The following is a 20,226-nucleotide window of genomic DNA, read 5'->3' on the forward strand; positions in this document are numbered from 1 at the left end:
CAAAGTTCATCTTGTAGGAGTCGTCTTTGATTTCTGCAGGTTAAAAACTCAGACTGCTCTTGAAACTCGGGTATATGCCCATATTGCCCAGAACACCGACAGGTCCTTCGCCGCGTATCGCAAGCCTGTCCCTCAAACAGGAGTAACAGGCTTATGAAGCGCTTGTCCGACGTGAAGTTTTCCACCCTCGACCTGGTACCGGTGCGCCAGGATGGCAGCCCGGCGCAGTCGCTGCGCAACTCGCTGGACCTGGCCCGACATGTGGAAAAGTGGGGCTTCAACCGGTTCTGGGTCGCCGAGCACCACAACATGGACGGCATCGCCAGCTCGGCCACCTCGGTGCTGCTGGCCTATCTCGCCGGCGGCACCTCGAGCATTCGCGTCGGCTCCGGCGGGGTGATGCTGCCCAACCATGCGCCGCTGGTGATCGCCGAACAGTTCGGCACCCTGGAAAGCCTCTATCCCGGGCGGATCGACCTGGGCCTGGGCCGGGCACCCGGTTCCGACCAGATGACCGCCCACGCCCTGCGCCGCGAACGCTCGGGCAGTGCCGACGATTTCCCGGAAGACGTGGCCGAACTGATGAAATACCTCGGCCCGCGCACCCCCGACCAACGTGTGATCGCCGTCCCCGGTACCGGTACCCAGGTGCCGGTCTGGCTGCTCGGTTCGAGCCTGTTCAGCGCGCAACTGGCCGGCGAGCGCGGCCTGCCCTACGCCTTCGCCTCGCATTTCGCCCCGCGCTACATGCATGAGGCGATCCGCGTCTATCGCAACCACTTCAAGCCTTCGCCAGTGCTCGACAAGCCCTACGTGATGCTCGGCGTGCCGCTGGTGGCGGCCGACAGCGACGAGCAGGCCGACTACCTGGCAACCTCGGTCTACCAGCGCATCCTCGCGCTGATGCGCGGCCAGAGCCTGGTGCAGCGGCCGCCGGTGCAGAGCATGGACGGCCTGTGGCTGCCCCATGAGAAAGAGGCCGTGGCCAGCTTCCTCGGCCTGGCGATGGTCGGCAGCCCACAGAAGATCCGCGCCAAGCTGGAGGTGCTGATCGAACACACCCAGGCCGACGAACTGATCTTCACCTGTGACCTGTACGAACACGCCGATCGCCTGCACTCCTACGAGCTGCTGTCGCAGGTGATGAAGGGCTGAAACCCGATCGACGCCCATGAAAAAGCCGGCGCATTGCGCCGGCCCTGATCCTGCGAACGCTTACTTGCGCTTGTAGGTAATGACCTTGGTACCGGCTTCGCAGGTGGCCACCACCTTGCCGTCGGCGCCTTTCTCGCCGGTGGCGCGATCCAGGATCTGCAGCGAATAGCCATGCACGCCCTTGGACTCCAGCTTGTCCTTGATCTCTCTTTCCAGCTCGTCACATGGCTTGCCTGCCGCAAGGGTCGTTCCCGCAATACTCAACAAACCCAGCGCCAAAATCAGCTTCTTCATCGGTCACATTCCCTGGTCGTATCAAAAAAAGTGCGTCGGCTTTTGGGCGACGCACAGGAGGCTCGATTGGAGCCTTCTGTATAGCAAGCTATATGGCAGTCGGCCAGTGGACTAGTTCACAAGTGCCAGCATTTACTCAACTGTTGGCGATCTTGAAGCCGACCTTGAGGGTCACCTGGAAGTGTGCCGCCTTGTTGTCGCGGATATGCCCGCGGGTATCGACCACCTCGAACCACTCCAGGTGCTTGAGACTCTTGCCGGCTTCGGCCAGGGCGTTGTTGATCGCTTCCTCGATGCTGTTGGGCGAGGAACCGACCAGCTCGATCTTCTTGTAGGTGTGATGATCACTCATGCTGCTCTCCTTGGGCTTGCGGGCTGTCAGGGACAGCCTAGCAGTGATTTTCCAGAGGGCCCGGATGGGGTCGGCACAGCGGATTGCAGATTTTCTGCACTTTCGCCAACCGGTGCAGTCGGACTTCACAGACGCCATCCATCACTGAGAGGAGAGCCGATATGGCCAGTTCATCGTTGCGTAAAGCTGCACTGCAAAGCATGGAAGCGGAGATCGAGAGCCTGCTCAAGTCCCTGGAAAGCCTGAAGGACGACGCCTCGGACGAATCGCGCAAGACCCTCAAGGCCCTCAGGAGCAACGCCGAAAGCGCCCTGCGCCATTCGCGGCACCTGCTCAGCGACGCCTACGAGGAGGTCAAGGTGAAGACCCGCGAGACCGGGATCGCCACCCGTGACTACGCCCAGGAGCATCCATGGACCACGGCGGGCGTGGCAGTCGGTGCGTTGGGTCTGCTGGCGGCCTACCTGCTGTGCAAGCGCGGGGATTGAGGCCGGTCAGGCACCTTTTTCCAACTCGGCCTTGAGCCACTGCGCCAACTGCAGGGCGCGGCCATCCACGGCCCGCCCCGGCAACCACAAGGCCAGTCGCCCGGGGGTTTCGTTGAAGCCCCACGGCGCGACCAGCCGACCAGCGCGCAAGTCATCGGCCACCAGCGCCTGCGGCGCGATCGCCACCCCGAGCCCGGCCACCGCCGCTTCCAGCAGGTAATACAGGTGCTCGAAGCCCTGTCCGTACTTCAACCCGGACGCCTCGATACCATTACTCCTTGCCCAGCTCGGCCAGGCCTGCGGGCGCGAACTGGTATACAGCAGCGGCTCGCCCACCAGTGCGCGGGCCGGCGCCTGGCGCAGGGCCGCATAACGGGAAAAATGCGGGCTCATCACCGGCCCGATGCGCTCGCAGGCCAGCTCATGCACCTGCATGTCCGCCGGCCACGGTGGCTCGGCGAACAGCAGCAGGGCATCCAGCCCCGGCTTGCGGGGGTCCAGGTCGCCCTCGCCGGCGGACAGGTGCAGGCGCAGGTCCGGCAAATCGGCATTCAGCCGCCCGAGCCGCGGGATGAACCAGCGCGCCAGCAGGCTGCCGGAGCAACCGAGGACGAACGGTGCATCGCTCGAATCGCGGGTCAGTTCGGCGCAGACCGAACGCAGCCGCTCGAACGCCTCGGCGCTGGCATCGCGCAGGCGGATGCCGGCATCTGTGAGTTTCAGGCCGCGCCCATCCTTGACGAACAGGCTCAGCCCCAGGTGTTCCTCCAGCACCTTCAGTTGCCGGCTGACCGCACCGTGGGTCACGTGCAGCTGTTCGGCAGCCTGGCTGACGCTGTTCAGGCGGGCCGTGGCTTCGAAGGCGCGCAGGGCATTGAGCGGGGGCAGGTCGCGGCTCATGATATCTGTGAGTTTTCCTGACAGGTTACGGCGATCTTATCGGTTTTCATCCACGCCTGTCATGGTTAGAGTGAAGCCATCGATCATTCCATCACCCACCTGGAGCCTCCCATGACCCAGTCCACCCTGCGCAACGGCCCCGATGCCCATGGCCTGTTCGGCGCATTCGGCGGCCGCTACGTGGCTGAAACCCTGATGCCGCTGATCCTCGACCTGAACCGCGAATACGAGGCGGCCAAGGCCGACCCGGCGTTCATCGAGGAACTGGCCTACTTCCAGCGCGACTACGTCGGCCGTCCCAGCCCGCTGTACTTCGCCGAACGCCTGACCGAACATTGCGGCGGCGCGAAGATCTACCTCAAGCGCGAAGAGCTGAACCACACCGGCGCGCACAAGATCAACAACTGCATCGGCCAGATCCTGCTGGCACGGCGCATGGGCAAGAAACGCATCATCGCCGAGACCGGCGCCGGCATGCACGGCGTGGCCACCGCCACCGTGGCTGCGCGCTTCGGCCTGCAATGCGTGATCTACATGGGCACCACCGACATCGAGCGCCAGCAGGCCAACGTGTTCCGCATGAAGCTGCTGGGCGCCGAGGTGATCCCGGTGGTCGCCGGCACCGGTACCCTCAAGGACGCCATGAACGAAGCGTTGCGCGACTGGGTGACCAACGTCGACAGCACCTTTTATCTGATCGGCACCGTCGCCGGCCCGCACCCGTATCCGGCCATGGTCCGCGACTTCCAGGCGGTCATCGGCAAGGAAACCCGCGAGCAGTTGCAGGCCCAGGAAGGGCGCCTGCCCGACAGCCTGGTGGCGTGCATCGGCGGCGGTTCCAACGCCATGGGCCTGTTCCACCCGTTCCTCGATGACACCAGCGTCGAGATCATCGGCGTCGAGGCGGCCGGCCACGGCATCGAGACCGGCAAGCACGCCGCCAGCCTGAACGGCGGCGTACCGGGCGTGCTGCATGGCAACCGGACCTTCCTGCTGCAGGACGACGACGGCCAGATCATCGACGCCCACTCGATTTCCGCCGGTCTGGACTACCCCGGCATCGGCCCGGAACACGCCTGGTTGCACGACATCGGCCGCGTCCAGTACACCTCGATCACCGATGACGAAGCCCTGGCCGCGTTCCACCAGTGCTGCCGCCTCGAAGGCATCATTCCGGCCCTGGAGAGCTCCCACGCCCTGGCCGAAGTCTTCAAGCGCGCGCCGAACCTGCCCAAGGATCACCTGATGGTGGTCAACCTGTCCGGTCGCGGTGACAAGGACATGCAAACCGTCATGCACCACATGCAACAGTCCCAGCAGGAGAAACACTGATGAGCCGCCTGCAAGCCCGCTTTGCCGAGCTGAAACAACAGAACCGCGCCGCCCTGGTGACCTTCGTCACCGCCGGCGACCCGGGCTACGACACCTCCCTGGCGATCCTCAAGGGGCTGCCCAAGGCCGGTGCCGACGTGATCGAGCTGGGCATGCCCTTCACCGATCCGATGGCCGACGGCCCGGCGATCCAGTTGGCGAACATCCGCGCCCTGGCTGCCAAGCAGAACCTGGCGAAAACCCTGCAGATGGTTCGCGAGTTCCGCGCCGAGAACAACGACACCCCGTTGGTACTGATGGGTTACTTCAACCCGATCCACTACTACGGCGTGGCACGCTTCATCGAAGAGGCCAAGGCCGCCGGTGTCGACGGCCTGATCGTGGTCGACCTGCCGCCGGAGCATAACGGCGAACTGTGCGACCCGGCCCAGGCCGCCGGCCTGGACTTCATCCGCCTGACCACCCCGACCACCGACGACGGCCGCCTGCCGACCGTCCTCAATGGCAGTTCCGGCTTCGTCTACTACGTCTCGGTAGCCGGCGTGACCGGTGCCGGCTCGGCCACCCTGGAACACGTCGAGGAGGCGGTCAGCCGCCTGCGCCGCCACACCGACCTGCCGATCAGCATCGGCTTCGGCATCCGTACCCCGGAACAGGCCGCCGCCATCGCCCGCCTGGCGGACGGTGTGGTGGTCGGTTCGGCCCTGATCGACCAGATCGCCAAGGCCGAAACCGGCGAACAGGCCGTCGATGGCGTGCTGAGCCTGTGCGCGGCGCTGGCGGACGGGGTGCGTGGCGCGCGCCACTGATCCAGCGAACATTCGCGACACCCTGGGGCTTCAGTGCTACGGCGCTGAGGCCCTTTTTCATGGGCGTCAAAATCCTTTCCCTACTCAATGTTCAGAGGGGCTAACCGATTCACCGGCGATGGGCGTTTATTGGAAGTGTCACCTTGTTCAAGCGCCAACCATTTAACGTTCGTACCGTCTTTAAAAAGGCGGATCGCGCCGGTACCTAAATACTGGATCGTTTCGATTTCAAGAGTGCTCCCTCACGATGAACCCCCTTTCCACCCTTTTCAACTTAAAAAAAATACTTCCTGACATATTGCAAAGCGAACATTCGGAAAAAAAGTCGAAAACCAGTCAACAAGTGCAAGTTGTCAATAACGTTCCCAGCCAGACAGAGCCCAATGCTCAGATAAGCTTTCTCAAAAATAAACGTACAGAAATGATCGACCTCAAGAATGATCTGATAAAGGTTAAAAACCAATCCAGAAAAGGCTTTCTGAGCTATTCAAAAAAAGAAGATTGCTTTGTTCTCAACGGCAGCCTCAGTTTCCCCCAAAAAATGGCTATAAAACTGGGACTCAGCGATGGCGGATATTCAATAGCGCCCTTTAACCCGGAATCTCACAACATCATCAGCCCCGGCCAACGAGTCAAAGTTGAGGATATTGTCAAACGGCTGGAGAAAAGCCAACTAAAAATCCTTGCAGAGATAACACTGAACGAGATGCTCAACTCAGAGTCTGGATCGGACGATATTGGCCCACCACCATCATTCCGACCAGAACCACCCCCCAATAATCTGGATACCGTCAAACAGGAAAATCAGAGTCCCGAGGCACGGCCGCCTGCCAAACCGCCACGGATCCATAAATATGAAAAAAGCCAAAGTGCTCCCGTCCAGAATACTCCATCCGAAAAACTACCGACAATTCTTGAAGAACCTGATAGCAGCCCAACCTCCGCAGACAGGGAGTTTGATGAGTTATTCAATTCAGAGCCAATACCTTCTACCGACGTTATAGAAAAAGAATTTAACGAAATGTTCGGAGACAAACAAATAACGCCTAATAGCCAGGATACGTCATTATCATCATTTGCCAATCCTGGACGCTCTGAAACCGAAAAAACTGCCGTGCCAACCCGACCACCGCGAAAGAGAGATGCTCTGAACGATCAGAAAAAAAAACCAGAGCCCCTCTGAGGATAGGGTAACAGGAATAAATAAAGGTCACGTTGGAAACCTCATCTCTCTATGAGGAGCTGACCACGGACAATTCGACTAAATCGCCTGGCACAAGATAATTCATCGGACTTTTCCACAGAAACGGGGACTGATTTCTTAACCTGCCCAAGGATCACCTGATGGTGGTCAACCTGTCCGGTCGCGGTGACAAGGACATGCAAACCGTCATGCACCACATGCAACAGTCCCAGCAGGAGAAACACTGATGAGCCGCCTGCAAGCCCGCTTTGCCGAGCTGAAACAACAGTTCCGGCTTCGTCTACTACGTCTCGGTAGCCGGGGCTCGGCCACCCTGGAACATGTCGAAGAGGCGGTCAGCCGCCTGCGCCGCCACACCGACCTGCCGATCAGCATCGGCTTCGACATCCGTACCCCGGAACAGGCGGCCGCCATTGCCCGCCTGGCGGACGGTGTGGTGGTCGGTTCGGCCCTGATCGACCAGATCGCCAAGGCCGAAACCGGCGAACAGGCCGTCGATGGCGTGCTGAGCCTGTGCGCGGCCCTGGCGGAAGAGGTGCGTAGCGCACGCCACTGATCCAGCGAATAGTCGCTACACCCAAGGGCTTCAGTGCTACGGCGCTGAGGCCCTTTTTCATGGGCGTCATAAAACTTTGCCTACCTGGAGTTCAGAAGTGATCGCCGATTCGTTGATAAAGAGCGATTGCTGAAAGCGCTGCGTGGCACAAGCTTCCTAGCATTCCCGACCTTCCATGACAGCTATGACATGGATAGTGCAAACAAAGCGGAGGTACTCAAATGCCAGGAACAAACGCTTCACAAATAACCCACAACCAAATTCCCATGGAAGACAGCAGAAAACTCACCATAGATTCTTTCAAGGAAAATATTCAACATCTGAATAGCCAAAATACATATCTAGCGAATTCAATCGCCAAGTGAAAGTTAATTTTTAAAGACATGAAATAACTGGAAAGTGCCGTCATCAGGAACAATGTGCTCTTCCAATCCGTAACATTTCCGACTTACCATCCATATCGACTTGCGACATGGAAAAATAAAAACAGGGAAATCCATACATGCCTCTGGGAACCCAAATATCAAGTTCAGCCCCGTCCATCAATGGGACAAAATCTTACGACAACGAAATTGCGAATGCTGAGAAAAACAATAAAATCCTGAAAAACATGCTCCAACATGCAAGCAACTCAAAAATAGAAAACGGCTATCTCAGAGTCGACAAAAACAACATGCTTTTCCTCAAAAAAGAGCTCACGCCAGGCACATTGATGGCGAAGCTTCATATAATAAGGCAAGAGCCATCAAACAATATAGAAAACCTTGGATTAGACCTGCACCTAGGGCAAAAAATTAGCCGCAAAAAGCTCATCTCACGCCTTGAGAGCAAAATAACCACAAACGACCTGCATATAGAGAACTGTAAAAAAGGAAAGGACGAGTTATTTGAGATACGGAAAAATCCAATAGCAGAATCACCTAAAACAGAGGCAGCCGTGGTCGCAGTCAGTCCCATAGATGGACTGCGAGCTGAGCAGCACGAAGCAGAAGAATTCCAAGAAAAATTATTGAGCCTAAAAGAAAAATTCAATAGCCAAGACAACCAACCCGAGAAAGGCACCCTTCGTTATTCAAAAGAAAAAGGTCTTTACCTTAGTAGAAACTTCAGTATCCGTGAAGCCCTCGATTTACATGATGCCGGCGCTGCAGAGTTCGAAAAAAATTTTGGAAACATTGAGCTGGATTTTGGAAAAGCAACGGATTCCAAAAGTGTCTCATCTAAAATAGAGAAAAGACTGGATTTTCAAAATGAACGTATCAAACTTCTTGAGGAATGCATAAAAAATAAAGAAAAAGAATTATCTGCTGGACAACCCTCAATGAGTGATGGAATTCCAGATGCGCCCCATAAGGGTCAAGAGATTGAAAGTACCACGCATAAAACAGATAGACCCAGCAGCGATGATCTTGACGAATGGCCCGAGACAAGTCCAAAAAAGGCAAGTCTCCATGCATTAATTTTAAACCACTTAAATAGTAGCTCGAAAAATATTTCTATAGATGGAATTGAGCTCGATGACTCAGACGTTCCAAAACATATACCGCCACCAACTTCTCATAACCCATACGTCTCATCAACTCCAGAGCAATCAAATAATCGCCCAAAAAACCTTCCTATAGACGACACGAATCTAGATGCTACTGTGAAATCTTCTAACACCCCTACTTCGCCCGTGAGGACGATATTTTTTGATAAAGAAGGCAATTACATAAAAAAGCGAGACTTTGATGAAAATGGCCATCCCATTCCGTTAAAGCGAACCGACTCCCTCACCAAAGAAACCCGACAGGCTGACCGTTTGCAAGATAGCGTAGATCAGCCATTCAATTTCAAAAGAACAAGGGATTTTTTTGAAAAAACTTAAGCAATCATAACAAACCAGGTACCTGGTTGATTAAACCCAATGGCGGTCAACCTGTACGGTCGCGGTGACAAGGACATCAAGCCGTACAGTCCCAGCAGGAACAGAAACGGGGACTGGACAGAAACGCAGAAACGGGGACTGATTTATTTTCTCTAATGGAAGCAAAAACAATCCGACTCTATAAAGCGAATGCCTAGCTAACTTAAAACTTTCAGGAGCCTGGCCATCGGTGGCAAGGGCTCCTACGTTTTACTTTTTCACGAAGGAACAAAAATGCCGTTTGGAATCGGAAAAAGAAATATTCAAAATATCCTCAATGCCCCCCGTGACCTCAGTAACTGTCAGAAAGAAATCAATAATTTGAAGAAAGGGCTTGAGCATGTGCGTAACCGGGAAAGAATATTTCTCGAACAGAAAGATCGAATCAAAGAACACCGGGCCATTGCCAATGAATTGCTAGAAGCCATCTCCAAGGCCGAGCCGCACTGTAAATCCTACCGAAAGTACACATCACCCTGGAGGCTAAGCGAAAACCAACGACCGTTCGTACGCTTTAAAAATGAACGTATACATATCACGCCACGAATGGGAGCCAGACTATATTGGCTAACCAAGATCGACAGGGTCTTCAATACGGATTTCACAAGGGCACCTTCAAATAATGATGGCGGCTACGATAAAGCTTCTGCCCGCATAAGCAAGCTCAATGAATATACGGGTGCCAGGATCAACAGTGTATGTAGTCGAAATGACCTAAGCGTACTTAAGGAAATATCGAGTGTTAATATACAAGAACAGGCCTTGGTCAGTAATTTTGCCAGCATGGAAAAATATGAAAAAGCCTTGGGTGAAAAACAATCAGAAGAACAAGTATACCAGGACAAAGTCGCAATCAAGCAGGAGATGACAAAAGCCGCCTTCGAGCTCTTCGCCAAGCCGGGAGCCGTCGATTACCTCAACAACGAGAAGACGAGTAAGAAGCCGTCACTTCCAGAAACCCTCAAGAATATTTCTCGCAAGGATCTAAACCAGCTCTTGAATGACGGTTTTTCAGCGCAGGTGTCCGAACAAACCGGCAGCTACCGTTACGAAGAGCTTCTATCACCCAGGGAAATCGCGTTCTACCAGAACCGGGTGGAGGATAAAACCTCCGCGCCCATCAACAAGTTCATGCCTGTAGATCCTCCTGCGCCAGCTCGAACAGATGCCAACGTTGTCTTTATCATCACTGGTACACCCGGCGAAGCGCAGATCGGGGAGACCCGCTACAAGGTGTTCAGGCAAGGCTGTCGATACACGACTACGTCGATAGAAAAAGCAGAGGATGGCAGGACTCATATCTACCTGGAGCAGGAAAAAAGCTCGGCATTGAAAAGTTGAGCCAGGAGGGCTCTTGCTGCTGTTGCAGCACGACGAAAAGCGCCTCTAAGCAGCCGAAGGTAAAGCTCCTGATACAAAGGAATCTATACCTTTCCACACAGACTAAATGGCAAGACCCGTGAGGTTTGGAGGCCCGTCTTCGAACCTCCTTTCGCTGTATGGGCTGTAGTGAGGAAAGCCATGATGAAAATGTCCAAACACCTGGTCGCCGGCCTGGGTGTGTTGATACTCGGTGCCAGTCCGCTGTTGCAGGCGGCACCGGCCTAGTCTCGGGAGCTGGCTTGAGCGCCTCATCGGCGGGAAGAGTTAACCCCCAGGCGACCATCCGGGGGAGATCAGAAGATCGACAGATCCAGCGGCCGCACCGCCCCCATCCAGATCGCATGATCGCGGTGATCCGCCAGGTCATCGCCCGTCAGGGGGTGGGTGAATATCACCAACCCCTGGCGATTGAGCGCCAACCACGGCACAACGGCGCCAAACTGCTCGGCCTCGAAAGCCAGCTGGCAGCTCCAGTCCGGGTGCGGCCCCACCAGCCGCTCATGCACCCGCCCCATCTTCAGCGGGAATGTCGCCGCCGCCCGCTCGCACAACTCACGGGCCTGGTCGAGGGTCGAGGCATCGAAATAGACATGGGCGTGATAACCCTTGATTGCTGGCATACCGCTCTCTTTCAAAAACTCTGATCGATCCCCCACGCTACACCGCAATCGACGGCAAGCCCAGCCCCACCAGCGATTGCGCACTGCTGGCCTGCTCGGCCATCAGCCAGTCGAAGAACCGCTGGATCAACACCCCGCGCCGTTTGCGCGGCGGCAGCACCACGTAGTAACCGAAGGTCGACAGCACCGTCTGGTTGATTGGCCGGCACAACAGGCCCTGCTCCAGCAGGTTATCCACAAGGTGCCGCCAGCCGATGGCCACGCCCTGGCCGCCGATCGCCGCCTGGATCAGCAGGGTGTAGTTGTCGAAGCGCAGTTGCCCCGGTGCGGGCGCGCTGGTCAGGCCCAGCTCGCGAAACACCCCGGCCCAGTCGAACCAGTGGCTGCTGTTCTCGCCCTTGAGGTGCAGCAAGGGAAACTCCAGCAACGCCTCGGTCGCCAGCGGCCGCTCGCGGCCCTGGAGCAACTGCGGGCTGCACACCGGGAACACTTCCTCGCTGAACAGCCAGTGGCTTTCGCCCTGCTTGAAGCGGCCCTGGCCAAACAGCACGGCCACGTCGATGTCGCTGCGCAGCATGTTGTGGCTGCGTTCGCTGGTCACCAGGCTGACATCGACCAGCGGGTTGGCCGCATGGAAACGGTGCAGCCGCGGCATCAGCCAGTACGCGGCGAAGGCGAAGTCGGTGGCGACCTGCAGCACCTCATGCCGGCTATGGGCAGTTACCGCACTCAGGCCACTGTCGATGCTCTGCAGGCCCGCCTGGACCTGCTCGAACAGCAGCAGGCCGGCCTCGGTCAGTTCGATGCCCCGGTAAATGCGGTCGAACAGCCGTGTCGCCAACTGTTCCTCCAGGCGCTTGATCTGCTGGCTGATCGCCGGCTGGGTGGTGCCCAGCTCGACCGCCGCGGCGGTGAAACTGCGATGACGGGCCGCCGCTTCGAACACCCGCAGCAGGTCGAGAGACAACTCACCCAGCGCATCAAACATAAGCGGTACTTATCCTAGTCATTGTGTGGCATGGGCTTTACCGTCCAAGGGCAAAGGCCACATGCTCGATCGCAGCACTATCGCATAACAATTGACTATGGAACGCCGCGATACCATGAAGCGCAAGAACATTCTCTTCATCATGGCCGACCAGATGGCCGCGCCGCTGTTGCCCCTCTACGGCCCATCGCCGATCAAGCTGCCGAACCTGAGCCGCCTGGCCGCCGAGGCGGTGGTGTTCGATGCCGCCTACTGCAACAGCCCGCTGTGTGCCCCTTCGCGCTTCACCCTGGTCAGCGGCCAGTTGCCAAGCAGTATCGGTGCCTACGACAACGCCGCCGATTTCCCCGCCGACATTCCGACCTACGCCCACTACCTGCGCCGCCTGGGCTACCGCACCGCGCTGTCGGGCAAGATGCATTTCTGCGGCCCCGACCAGCTCCACGGCTACGAGGAACGCCTGACCAGCGACATCTACCCGGCGGATTACGGCTGGGCGGTGAACTGGGACGAACCGGACGTGCGCCCCAGCTGGTACCACAACATGTCCTCGGTGCTGCAGGCCGGGCCCTGCGTGCGCACCAACCAGCTGGACTTCGATGAAGAGGTGGTGTTCAAGGCCCAGCAGTACCTGTTCGACCATGTGCGCGAGGACGGCGACCGGCCCTTCTGCCTGACCGTGTCGATGACCCATCCCCACGACCCGTACACCATTCCCAAGGCGTTCTGGGACCTGTACCGCGACGAGGACATCCCGCTGCCGCACACGCCGGCCCAGGCCAGCCTCGACCCGCACTCGCAGCGCCTGCTCAAGGTCTACGACCTGTGGGACAAGCCGTTGCCTGTGGATAAGATCCGCGATGCGCGCCGCGCCTACTTCGGCGCCTGCAGCTACATCGACAGCAATGTCGGCAAACTGCTGCAGACCCTGGAAGACATCGGCCTGGCCGACGACACCCTCATCGTGTTCTCCGGCGACCACGGCGACATGCTGGGCGAGCGCGGGCTCTGGTACAAGATGCACTGGTTCGAGATGTCCGCCCGGGTACCGCTGCTGATCAGCGCACCGGGGCAGTTCGCCGCCAAGCGGGTCGGCGCCGCCGTGTCCACAGCCGACCTGCTGCCGACCCTGGTGGAACTGGCCGGCGGCCGCGTGCAGGCCGACCTGCCGCTGGACGGCCGCTCGCTGCTGCCGCACCTGACGGGCGAGGGCGGGCACGACGAGGTGTTCGGCGAATACATGGCCGAAGGCACCGTCAGCCCCCTGATGATGATCCGCCGCGGTGCCTACAAGTTCATCTACAGCGAAGACGATCCGTGCCTGCTCTACGATATCCACAACGATCCAGGGGAACAGGAAGACCTCAGCCAGTCACCGCAACACCAGCCACTGTTCAACGACTTCCTGGCCGAAGCCCGGGCGAAATGGAACATCCCGGCGATCCACCAACAGGTGCTCGCCAGCCAGCGACGCCGGCGCTTCGTCGCCGACGCCCTGACCCTCGGAAAGCTGAAGAGCTGGGACCACCAGCCGATGGTAGACGCCAGTCAGCAATACATGCGCAACCATATCGACCTCGACGATCTGGAGCGCAAGGCCCGTTATCCACAACCCTGCCAAAACCAATAACGAACACAAGGGGAAGTCATGAAGAAGTTATCCACAATCCTCTGCGCCGGGCTGCTGGCCGCGAGCAGCCTGGGCGCCCATGCCGACCCGACCTGCGACACGGTGAAAATGGCCGATCCGGGCTGGAGCGACATCGCCGCGACCAACGCCATCGCCAGCCTGCTGCTCGAAGGCCTGGGCTACAAGGCCAAGGTCGACACCCTGGCGGTGCCGATCACCTACGGTGGCCTCAAGGATGGCCAGGTGGACGTGTTCCTCGGCAACTGGATGCCGGCGCAGCAGGGCTTCCATGACAAGTTCATCGCCAACGGCGATGTCACGCAACTGGCGAAGAACCTCGAAGGCACCGAATTCACCCTGGCGGTCCCGGACTACGTGTGGGACGCCGGCGTGCATGACTTCGCCGACCTGCACAAGTTCGCCGACAAGTTCGACAAGAAGCTCTATGGCATCGGCTCCGGCGCACCGGCCAATGCCTCGCTGGCACAGATCATCAAGAACGACGAGTTCGACCTGGGCCAGTGGAAGCTGGTGGAATCCAGCGAGCAGGCGATGCTGGCCGAGGTCGGCCGGTCGATCAAGAAACAGAAGTTCGTGGTGTTCCTCGGCTGGACGCCGCACCCGATGAACGTGCAGATCAAGATGCATTACCTCAAGGGCGGCGAGAAGTACTTCGGCGACAGCGGCAGCGTCTATACCGTGACCCGCAAGGGTTATGCACAGGCCTGTCCGAACGTCGGCAAGCTGTTTGCCAACCTGGGCTTCACCCTCGACATGGAAAACAGCATCATGGCCGAGGTGGCGAACAGGAAACTGAGCAATGCCGACGCGGCCAGGGCCTGGATCAAGGCCAACCCGGCGGTGCTGGACAAGTGGCTGGACGGGGTGAAGACCGCGGATGGCCAGGATGGGCTGGCGGCGGTGAAGGCCAGGCTCTGAGCTTCGGGCTCCCTGATTCATCTGTTACCGATCATTCCCACGCTCCGCGTGGGCATGACTCTCTGGACGCCCGGCGTCCGCTCTTGTGACCCACAGCGTCACAGGCCGCATTCCCACAGGGAGCGTGGGAACGACCAACGATCACCAGGCCTTCTGGCACACTGCCCCCGACACGACTCATCCAACCGAGAACCCCATGGGCCGGACCAACCGCCACGCATTCCTGCCATTTCTCAGCTGGCTGCCCCGGCAGACCCGCGCCAGCGTCAGCCGGGACCTGATCGTCGGCCTGAGCGGCGCCATCCTCGCCCTGCCGCAATCGGTGGCCTACGCCCTGATCGCCGGCCTGCCGCCGGAGTACGGCCTGTACGCGGCCATCGTGCCGGTGCTGATCGCCTGCCTCTGGGGCTCGTCCTGGCACCTGATCTGCGGGCCCACCGCGGCGATCTCCATCGTCCTGTTCGCCAGCGTCAGTCCGCTGGCCGTGCCCGGCAGCCAGGACTACATCACCCTGATCCTGCTGCTGACCTTCATCGCCGGGATCTTCCAGTGGCTGCTGGGCCTGCTGCGCTTCGGCGCCCTGGTGAACTTCGTTTCGCATTCGGTGGTGCTCGGCTTCACCCTCGGCGCCGCCGTGGTGATTGCCCTCGGCCAATTGCCCAACCTGTTGGGCATCGATGTTCCCAACCAGGCCACCGCGCTCAATAGCCTGCTGGCGCTCATCCAGCATATCGGCGACATCGACCGGCCTTCGCTGGCACTGGGGCTCGGCACGCTGGTGGTCGGCCTGCTGCTCAAGTCGCTGCTGCCGCGCTGGCCGACGTTGCTGATCACCCTGGTGCTGGCCAGCCTGCTGGTCTGGCTGTGGCCGGCGATGTTCGGCCACGTGCAACGGGTCGAGGGTTTCGTCGGACGCCTGCCGCCGTTCAGCCCGTTGCCGCTGGATCTGGAAGCTGTGCTGCGGCTGCTGCCCAGCGCCGTCGCCGTGGGCATGCTCGGGCTGGTGACGAGCCTGTCGATCGCCCGCTCGTTGTCCGCCCGCTCGCAGCAGTTGCTCGATGCCAATCAGGAAGTGCGTGCCCAGGGCCTGTCGAATATCGTCGGCAGCCTGTTTTCCGGCTACCTGTCCGCCGGTTCGTTCACCCGCGCCGCCCTCAGCTACGAGGCCGGAGCCTGCTCACCGCTGGCCGGGGTGTTCTCGGCACTGTGGGTGGCGCTGTTCGCGGTGTGCGGCTCGGCGCTGATCGCCCACATCCCGATTCCGGCCATGGCCGGCAGCATCCTGCTGATCAGTTGGGGGCTGGTGGATCACCGCGGCATCCGCGCACTGTTGCGGGTCAGCCATGCCGAATTCGCGGTGATGGCGCTGACCGGCGTGGCGACCCTGCTGCTGGAGCTGCAGACGGCGATCTATGCCGGGGTGCTGGCCTCGCTGTTCTTCTACCTCAAGCGCACCTCGCAACCCCGGGTGCAGCACTGGCGCGACGGTGACGAAGAGGTGCTGCGGGTCGGCGGGTCGATCTTCTTCGGCGCCAGCCATTACCTGCAGGTGCGCCTGCAGCGGTTGAAAGGGCCGCGGGTGGTGATCGAAGCGCAGCAGATCAACTTCATCGACTATTCCGGGGTGGAGATGCTGCACCAGGAGGCGCGCCGGCTGGCACGGGAGGGGCGCAGCCTGACGTTGAGGAAGGCACGGGCGCAGGTGGTCGAGGAGTTGGTCAAGCTCGAGGGTGTGGATAGGTGCCCGATCCGTTTCGAGGATTGAGCACGCTCTCCTGATGCACCGCCGTTCCCATGTACAACGCTACCCCTTGTAGGAGCCGGGCTTGCCCGCGAACCGCCAAAGGCGGCCATTCATCCCGAAGCAGTGTGGCGCCGGTAAAATCGCCTTCGCGGGCAAGCCCGGCTCCTACAGGGGCTGCGTTCCCACGCCAAGCGTGGGAACGATCGAAGTTTGACCGGGAAAGAGTATCTACAAGGTTCGCGGTAACTTGTGGAATTCAGGCAGCCAGCAGGCGCCGCAACTCGGCCAGCACCGGCGCCGTGTCCGGGCGCACGCCACGCCACAGCTCGAAGGCAACCGCCGCCTGTTCGGCGAGCATGCCCAGGCCATCCAGGGCCACCGCCGCCGATTGCGCGCTGGCCCAGCGGCAGAATGCGGTCGGTTCCTTGCCGTACATCATGTCGTAGCAAACGGTCTTGCCGGGTTCGACCAGGCTCGGCGCAATCGGCGGCACATCGCCGGACAGGCTGGCCGAGGTGGCGTTGATGATCAGATCTACCGGCTCGCGCAACCACTCGAAACCGCTGGCGGACACCGGCCCCAGATCGGCGAACAGCTCGGCCAGCAGCTCGGCCTTCTCGACGGTGCGGTTGGCGATCACCACCGACGCCGGTTGCTGCGCCAGCAATGGCTCCAGGGCACCGCGTACCGCGCCGCCGGCCCCCAGCAGCAGGATGCGCTGGCCTTGCAGGCTGAAGCCGGCGTTGACCTCAAGATCGCGCACCAGCCCGGCACCGTCGGTGTTGTCGCCCAGCAGGCTGCCATCGGCCAGTTTGCTCAGGGTATTCACCGCGCCGGCTCGCCGCGCCCGGTCGGTCAGGCTGTCGGCCAGGCGGAAGGCCTCTTCCTTGAACGGCACGGTGACGTTGGCGCCACGACCTTCCTGGAAGAACGCCCGGGCACAGCCGGAAAAATCGTCCAGCGGCGCCAGCAGCGTGCTGTAGTCCAACCGCTGGCCGGTCTGTTCGGCGAACAGGCGGTGGATCAGCGGCGACTTGCTGTGGCCGATGGGATTGCCGAAGACAACGTAACGATCCATCAAACAGGGTCCTGTCGGGGCTGGCGGGCCAGCGGTCAGATCAATAGGGTGGGAATTCGGTCGTTGCGGGCTAAACCGCCAGCCAATCCCGATCCTGCAGGAAGTACTCGGTCAACCGCGCCTCTTCGCTACCCGGCTCGGCCTTCCAGTCGTAACCCCAGCGCACCTGCGGCGGCAGCGACATCAGGATCGACTCGGTACGCCCACCCGATTGCAGGCCGAACAGGGTGCCACGGTCGTACACCAGGTTGAACTCCACATAACGCCCACGGCGGAATTCCTGGAACTGGCGCTGCTGCTCGGTCCAGGCCTGCGCCTTGCGCCGCTGCACGATCGGCAGGTAGGCCTCGATGTAGGCATCGCCGATCGCCCGCATGAAGGCGAAGCAGGTGTCGAAGTCCCACTCGTTCAGGTCGTCGAAGAACAGGCCACCGATGCCCCGCGGTTCGTTGCGGTGCTTGATGTGGAAATAGCTGTCGCACCAGGCCTTGTAGCGCGGGTAGACATCCGCCCCGAACGGCGCGCAGGCCTGTTCGGCGACGCGGTGCCAGTGCACGCAGTCTTCCTCGTTGCCGTAGTAGGGCGTCAGGTCGAAACCGCCGCCAAACCACCAGACCGGCTCTTCGCCTTCCTTCTCGGCGATGAAGAAGCGCACGTTGGCGTGGGACGTCGGCACATGCGGGTTGTGCGGGTGGATCACCAGGGACACCCCTAGCGCCTCGAAGCCGCGCCCGGCCAGTTCCGGCCGGTGGGCACTGGCCGAAGGCGGCAGGCCGGCACCGAAGACGTGAGAGAAGTTCACGCCACCTTTCTCGATGACCTGGCCGTCGGCGATCACCCGGGTCCGTCCGCCGCCACCGGCAGGGCGGGTCCAGGCGTCTTCGACGAAACGCGCACCGCCATCCTCGGCTTCCAGCGCAGCGCAGATACGGTCTTGCAGGTCGAGCAGGTAGGCTTTAACGGCTTCGGTGCGGGTAGTCATGGCATCACCTGGAATCGGGCAAAGCTACGCGGCAGATCTGACGTGCCGGCGGCAAAAGGCCCGTAGCATAACACCGTGCCCGTGACAGTCGCAGTTGACGAAGGTCAAGCGAAGGAGTCCGATAGGGGATCTTCAGGCTTTGCAAGAAATCATTTCAAGGAGCGTATCGATGGCCAAGCGAATCCAGTTCCGTGCCCATGGCGGCCCCGAAGTCCTCGAGTATGTGGACTACACCCCCGCCGAACCGGGACCACAGCAGGTCAGGGTGCAGAACAAGGCGATCGGCCTGAACTTCATCGACACCTACTGGCGCAGCGGCCTGTACGCACCGCCGAGCCTGCCTTCCGGGCTGGGCGGCGAGGGCGCCGGGATCGTCGACGCGGTGGGCAGCGAAGTGACCCGCTTCAAGGTCGGCGACCGGGTCGCCTATGGCACCGGGCCGCTGGGCGCCTACAGCGAGTTTCACCTGCTGCCGGAGGCGCATCTGGTGAAGCTGCCGGAGCAGATCGACTTCGAGCAGGCCGCCGCGGTGATGCTCAAGGGCCTGACCGTGCAGTACCTGCTGCGCCAGACCCACGAACTCAAGGCCGGTGAAACCGTGCTGTTCCATGCCGCCGCCGGCGGGGTCGGGGCACTGGCCTGCCAGTGGGCCAAGGCCATCGGGGCGAAGCTGATCGGTACCGTGAGCTCGGCGCAGAAGGCCGCCTATGCCAAGTCCCTGGGGGCCTGGGAAACCATCGACTACAGCCATGAGGATGTGGTGAAGCGGGTGCTGGAGCTGACCGATGGCAAGAAGGTTCCGGTGGTGTACGACGGGGTCGGCAAGGATACCTGGACGACGTCCCTGGATTGCCTGTCACCGCGGGGCCTGCTGGTGAGCTTCGGCAACGCTTCGGGGGCGGTGGAAGGCGTCAACCTGGGGATTCTGTCGGCCAAGGGCTCGCTGTACGTGACCCGGCCGACCCTGGGCACCTACGCCAGTAACCCACGGCAGTTGCAGGCCATGGCCGACGAGTTGTTCGGGCTGGTGATCGGTGGCCAGTTGAAGGTCGAGATCGGCGCGCGCTACGGGTTGGCCGAGGCGGCCAAGGCGCAAACCGAGCTGGCGGGGCGGCGGACGACCGGGTCGACGGTGTTGCTGCCCTGAGGTCGTGGGGGATGGCCGCTGCCTGGCAGCAGCGGTTCGCGGGCAAGCCACGCTCCTACAGGCATGGCGTCGTGCACTTGTATCGTGTGCACCCAATACCTGTAGGAGCAGGGCTTGCCCGCGAACCGCCGCGAAGGCGGCCTCAGGGACCAGTGAGAACTACGACGGACGCACCACCTTGCCCGTCGCCAGATCGCGGATCAGGCTCGGGTTCTTGCGCCCGCCCAGGCTGCCACCCAGTACCAGGTCCAACTGCCCGCCGAAGTACTGCTGCACCCGCAACCGGGTCCTGGCCGACGGCCGGCCCTGGGGGTTGGCGGAGGTGGAGATCAGCGGCCCGACCAGCGAGCACAGATCCCGCACCAGCGGGTGGTCGCTGACCCGCACGGCCACGGTGTCATGGCGGCCAGTGACCCACTCCGGCAGCAGGTCCTGGTGCGGCACCAGCCAGGTGTTGGGCCCCGGCCAGGTACTGGCCATGCGGTCGACCCACTCCTGCGGGAATTCCTCGAAGAGGAAATCGAACTGGCGGATATTGTCCGCCACCAGGATCAACCCCTTGTCCACCGAACGATTCTTGAGCGCCAGCAACCGATCCACCGCCTCTTCGTTCCAGGGATCACACCCCAGCCCCCAGACCGCTTCGGTTGGATAGGCAATCACCGCTCCTGCGCGAACTTCTCGTGCGGCTTCTTGCACACGCCAACTCTTGACCATCG

At 60.4% G+C, this 20,226-nt stretch carries 19 protein-coding genes and 2 pseudogenes; 13 read left to right on the plus strand and 8 right to left on the minus strand.

Annotation, left to right across the window (positions count from 1 at the left end):
• The first annotated feature begins 153 nt into the window (after positions 1-153).
• On the plus strand, positions 154-1,155 hold the full coding sequence (locus PF66_RS17600; protein ID WP_054057620.1) for an LLM class flavin-dependent oxidoreductase: 1,002 nt from the start codon (positions 154-156) through the stop codon (positions 1,153-1,155).
• Positions 1,156-1,215: 60 nt separating this feature from the next.
• On the opposite strand, the gene PF66_RS17605 is transcribed toward PF66_RS17600, so the two are convergent.
• Together PF66_RS17605 and PF66_RS17610 are read right to left on the minus strand one after the other, a co-directional pair.
• Positions 1,216-1,449 carry a DUF1161 domain-containing protein gene (locus PF66_RS17605; RefSeq protein WP_054063399.1) on the minus strand — a complete coding sequence of 78 codons (234 nt, stop codon included), beginning with the start codon at positions 1,447-1,449 and terminating at the stop codon, positions 1,216-1,218.
• A gap of 136 nt (positions 1,450-1,585) precedes the next feature.
• Positions 1,586-1,801, minus strand: a complete 216-nt coding sequence (locus PF66_RS17610) for a dodecin (RefSeq protein ID WP_017902537.1) — start codon at positions 1,799-1,801, stop codon at positions 1,586-1,588.
• A gap of 161 nt (positions 1,802-1,962) precedes the next feature.
• On the opposite strand from PF66_RS17610, the gene PF66_RS17615 reads away from it, so the two are divergent.
• On the plus strand, positions 1,963-2,289 hold the full coding sequence (locus PF66_RS17615; protein WP_017902536.1) for a DUF883 family protein: 327 nt from the start codon (positions 1,963-1,965) through the stop codon (positions 2,287-2,289).
• Between the two features lie 6 nt (positions 2,290-2,295).
• On the opposite strand, the gene PF66_RS17620 is transcribed toward PF66_RS17615, so the two are convergent.
• Entirely contained in the window at positions 2,296-3,189 is an 894-nt protein-coding gene (locus tag PF66_RS17620) for a LysR family transcriptional regulator (protein WP_054063400.1), read from the minus strand.
• Positions 3,190-3,300: 111 nt separating this feature from the next.
• On the opposite strand from PF66_RS17620, the gene trpB reads away from it, so the two are divergent.
• From trpB to PF66_RS32780, 7 genes and pseudogenes are all read left to right on the plus strand, one after another.
• Positions 3,301-4,521 (plus strand): tryptophan synthase subunit beta, encoded by a 1,221-nt coding sequence (gene trpB, locus PF66_RS17625; protein ID WP_054061180.1) that lies wholly within the window; start codon positions 3,301-3,303, stop codon positions 4,519-4,521.
• Positions 4,521-5,330, plus strand: coding sequence for a tryptophan synthase subunit alpha (trpA, locus tag PF66_RS17630; RefSeq protein ID WP_054063401.1), 810 nt, complete (start codon positions 4,521-4,523; stop codon positions 5,328-5,330). Before trpB ends, trpA begins: the two co-directional genes overlap by 1 nt.
• Before the next feature lie 247 nt (positions 5,331-5,577).
• Positions 5,578-6,513, plus strand: a complete 936-nt coding sequence (locus PF66_RS32770; protein ID WP_152973048.1) for a hypothetical protein — start codon at positions 5,578-5,580, stop codon at positions 6,511-6,513.
• Positions 6,514-6,653: 140 nt separating this feature from the next.
• A pseudogene (locus tag PF66_RS33990) lies at positions 6,654-6,761 on the plus strand (hypothetical protein); the annotation flags it as partial.
• A 39-nt stretch (positions 6,762-6,800) separates the two neighbouring features.
• Positions 6,801-7,090, plus strand: a pseudogene (locus tag PF66_RS17640) (tryptophan synthase subunit alpha); the annotation flags it as partial.
• A gap of 502 nt (positions 7,091-7,592) precedes the next feature.
• Complete coding sequence (locus PF66_RS32775) at positions 7,593-8,957, plus strand: hypothetical protein (protein ID WP_152973049.1); 1,365 nt, start codon at positions 7,593-7,595, stop codon at positions 8,955-8,957.
• 273 nt (positions 8,958-9,230) lie between these two features.
• Positions 9,231-10,337 carry a hypothetical protein gene (locus PF66_RS32780; RefSeq protein WP_152973050.1) on the plus strand — a complete coding sequence of 369 codons (1,107 nt, stop codon included), beginning with the start codon at positions 9,231-9,233 and terminating at the stop codon, positions 10,335-10,337.
• Between the two features lie 335 nt (positions 10,338-10,672).
• Here the strand turns inward: PF66_RS32780 and PF66_RS17655 are convergent, their stop codons facing one another.
• Together PF66_RS17655 and PF66_RS17660 are read right to left on the minus strand one after the other, a co-directional pair.
• Positions 10,673-10,999 carry a DOPA 4,5-dioxygenase family protein gene (locus PF66_RS17655; protein ID WP_054063405.1) on the minus strand — a complete coding sequence of 109 codons (327 nt, stop codon included), beginning with the start codon at positions 10,997-10,999 and terminating at the stop codon, positions 10,673-10,675.
• Between the two features lie 37 nt (positions 11,000-11,036).
• On the minus strand, positions 11,037-11,987 hold the full coding sequence (locus PF66_RS17660) for a choline sulfate utilization transcriptional regulator (protein ID WP_054063406.1): 951 nt from the start codon (positions 11,985-11,987) through the stop codon (positions 11,037-11,039).
• 115 nt (positions 11,988-12,102) lie between these two features.
• On the opposite strand from PF66_RS17660, the gene betC reads away from it, so the two are divergent.
• The 3 genes from betC to PF66_RS17675 all read left to right on the plus strand — a co-directional run bounded on the left by betC (position 12,103) and on the right by PF66_RS17675 (position 16,321).
• Positions 12,103-13,617: a choline-sulfatase gene (gene betC / locus PF66_RS17665; RefSeq protein ID WP_054063407.1), complete on the plus strand. Its 1,515-nt coding sequence runs from the start codon at positions 12,103-12,105 to the stop codon at positions 13,615-13,617.
• Between the two features lie 18 nt (positions 13,618-13,635).
• A complete protein-coding gene (choX, locus tag PF66_RS17670; RefSeq protein ID WP_054063408.1) occupies positions 13,636-14,556 on the plus strand; it encodes a choline ABC transporter substrate-binding protein in 921 nt (306 codons plus the stop codon).
• A 196-nt stretch (positions 14,557-14,752) separates the two neighbouring features.
• Positions 14,753-16,321: a SulP family inorganic anion transporter gene (locus PF66_RS17675; RefSeq protein ID WP_054063409.1), complete on the plus strand. Its 1,569-nt coding sequence runs from the start codon at positions 14,753-14,755 to the stop codon at positions 16,319-16,321.
• Between the two features lie 235 nt (positions 16,322-16,556).
• Here the strand turns inward: PF66_RS17675 and aroE are convergent, their stop codons facing one another.
• A complete protein-coding gene (aroE, locus tag PF66_RS17680) occupies positions 16,557-17,378 on the minus strand; it encodes a shikimate dehydrogenase (protein WP_054063410.1) in 822 nt (273 codons plus the stop codon).
• A 70-nt stretch (positions 17,379-17,448) separates the two neighbouring features.
• Positions 17,449-18,360 carry an oxygen-dependent coproporphyrinogen oxidase gene (gene hemF, locus PF66_RS17685; protein WP_054063411.1) on the minus strand — a complete coding sequence of 304 codons (912 nt, stop codon included), beginning with the start codon at positions 18,358-18,360 and terminating at the stop codon, positions 17,449-17,451.
• A gap of 169 nt (positions 18,361-18,529) precedes the next feature.
• Between hemF and PF66_RS17690 the strand changes: the two genes are divergently transcribed.
• Complete coding sequence (locus PF66_RS17690) at positions 18,530-19,507, plus strand: NADPH:quinone reductase (RefSeq protein WP_054063412.1); 978 nt, start codon at positions 18,530-18,532, stop codon at positions 19,505-19,507.
• A gap of 159 nt (positions 19,508-19,666) precedes the next feature.
• Here the strand turns inward: PF66_RS17690 and PF66_RS17695 are convergent, their stop codons facing one another.
• Positions 19,667-20,224: an L-threonylcarbamoyladenylate synthase gene (locus tag PF66_RS17695; RefSeq protein WP_054061270.1), complete on the minus strand. Its 558-nt coding sequence runs from the start codon at positions 20,222-20,224 to the stop codon at positions 19,667-19,669.
• Positions 20,225-20,226 lie beyond the last annotated feature (2 nt).

Source organism: Pseudomonas asplenii, from assembly GCF_001293465.1.
GTDB lineage: Bacteria > Pseudomonadota > Gammaproteobacteria > Pseudomonadales > Pseudomonadaceae > Aquipseudomonas > Aquipseudomonas fuscovaginae_B.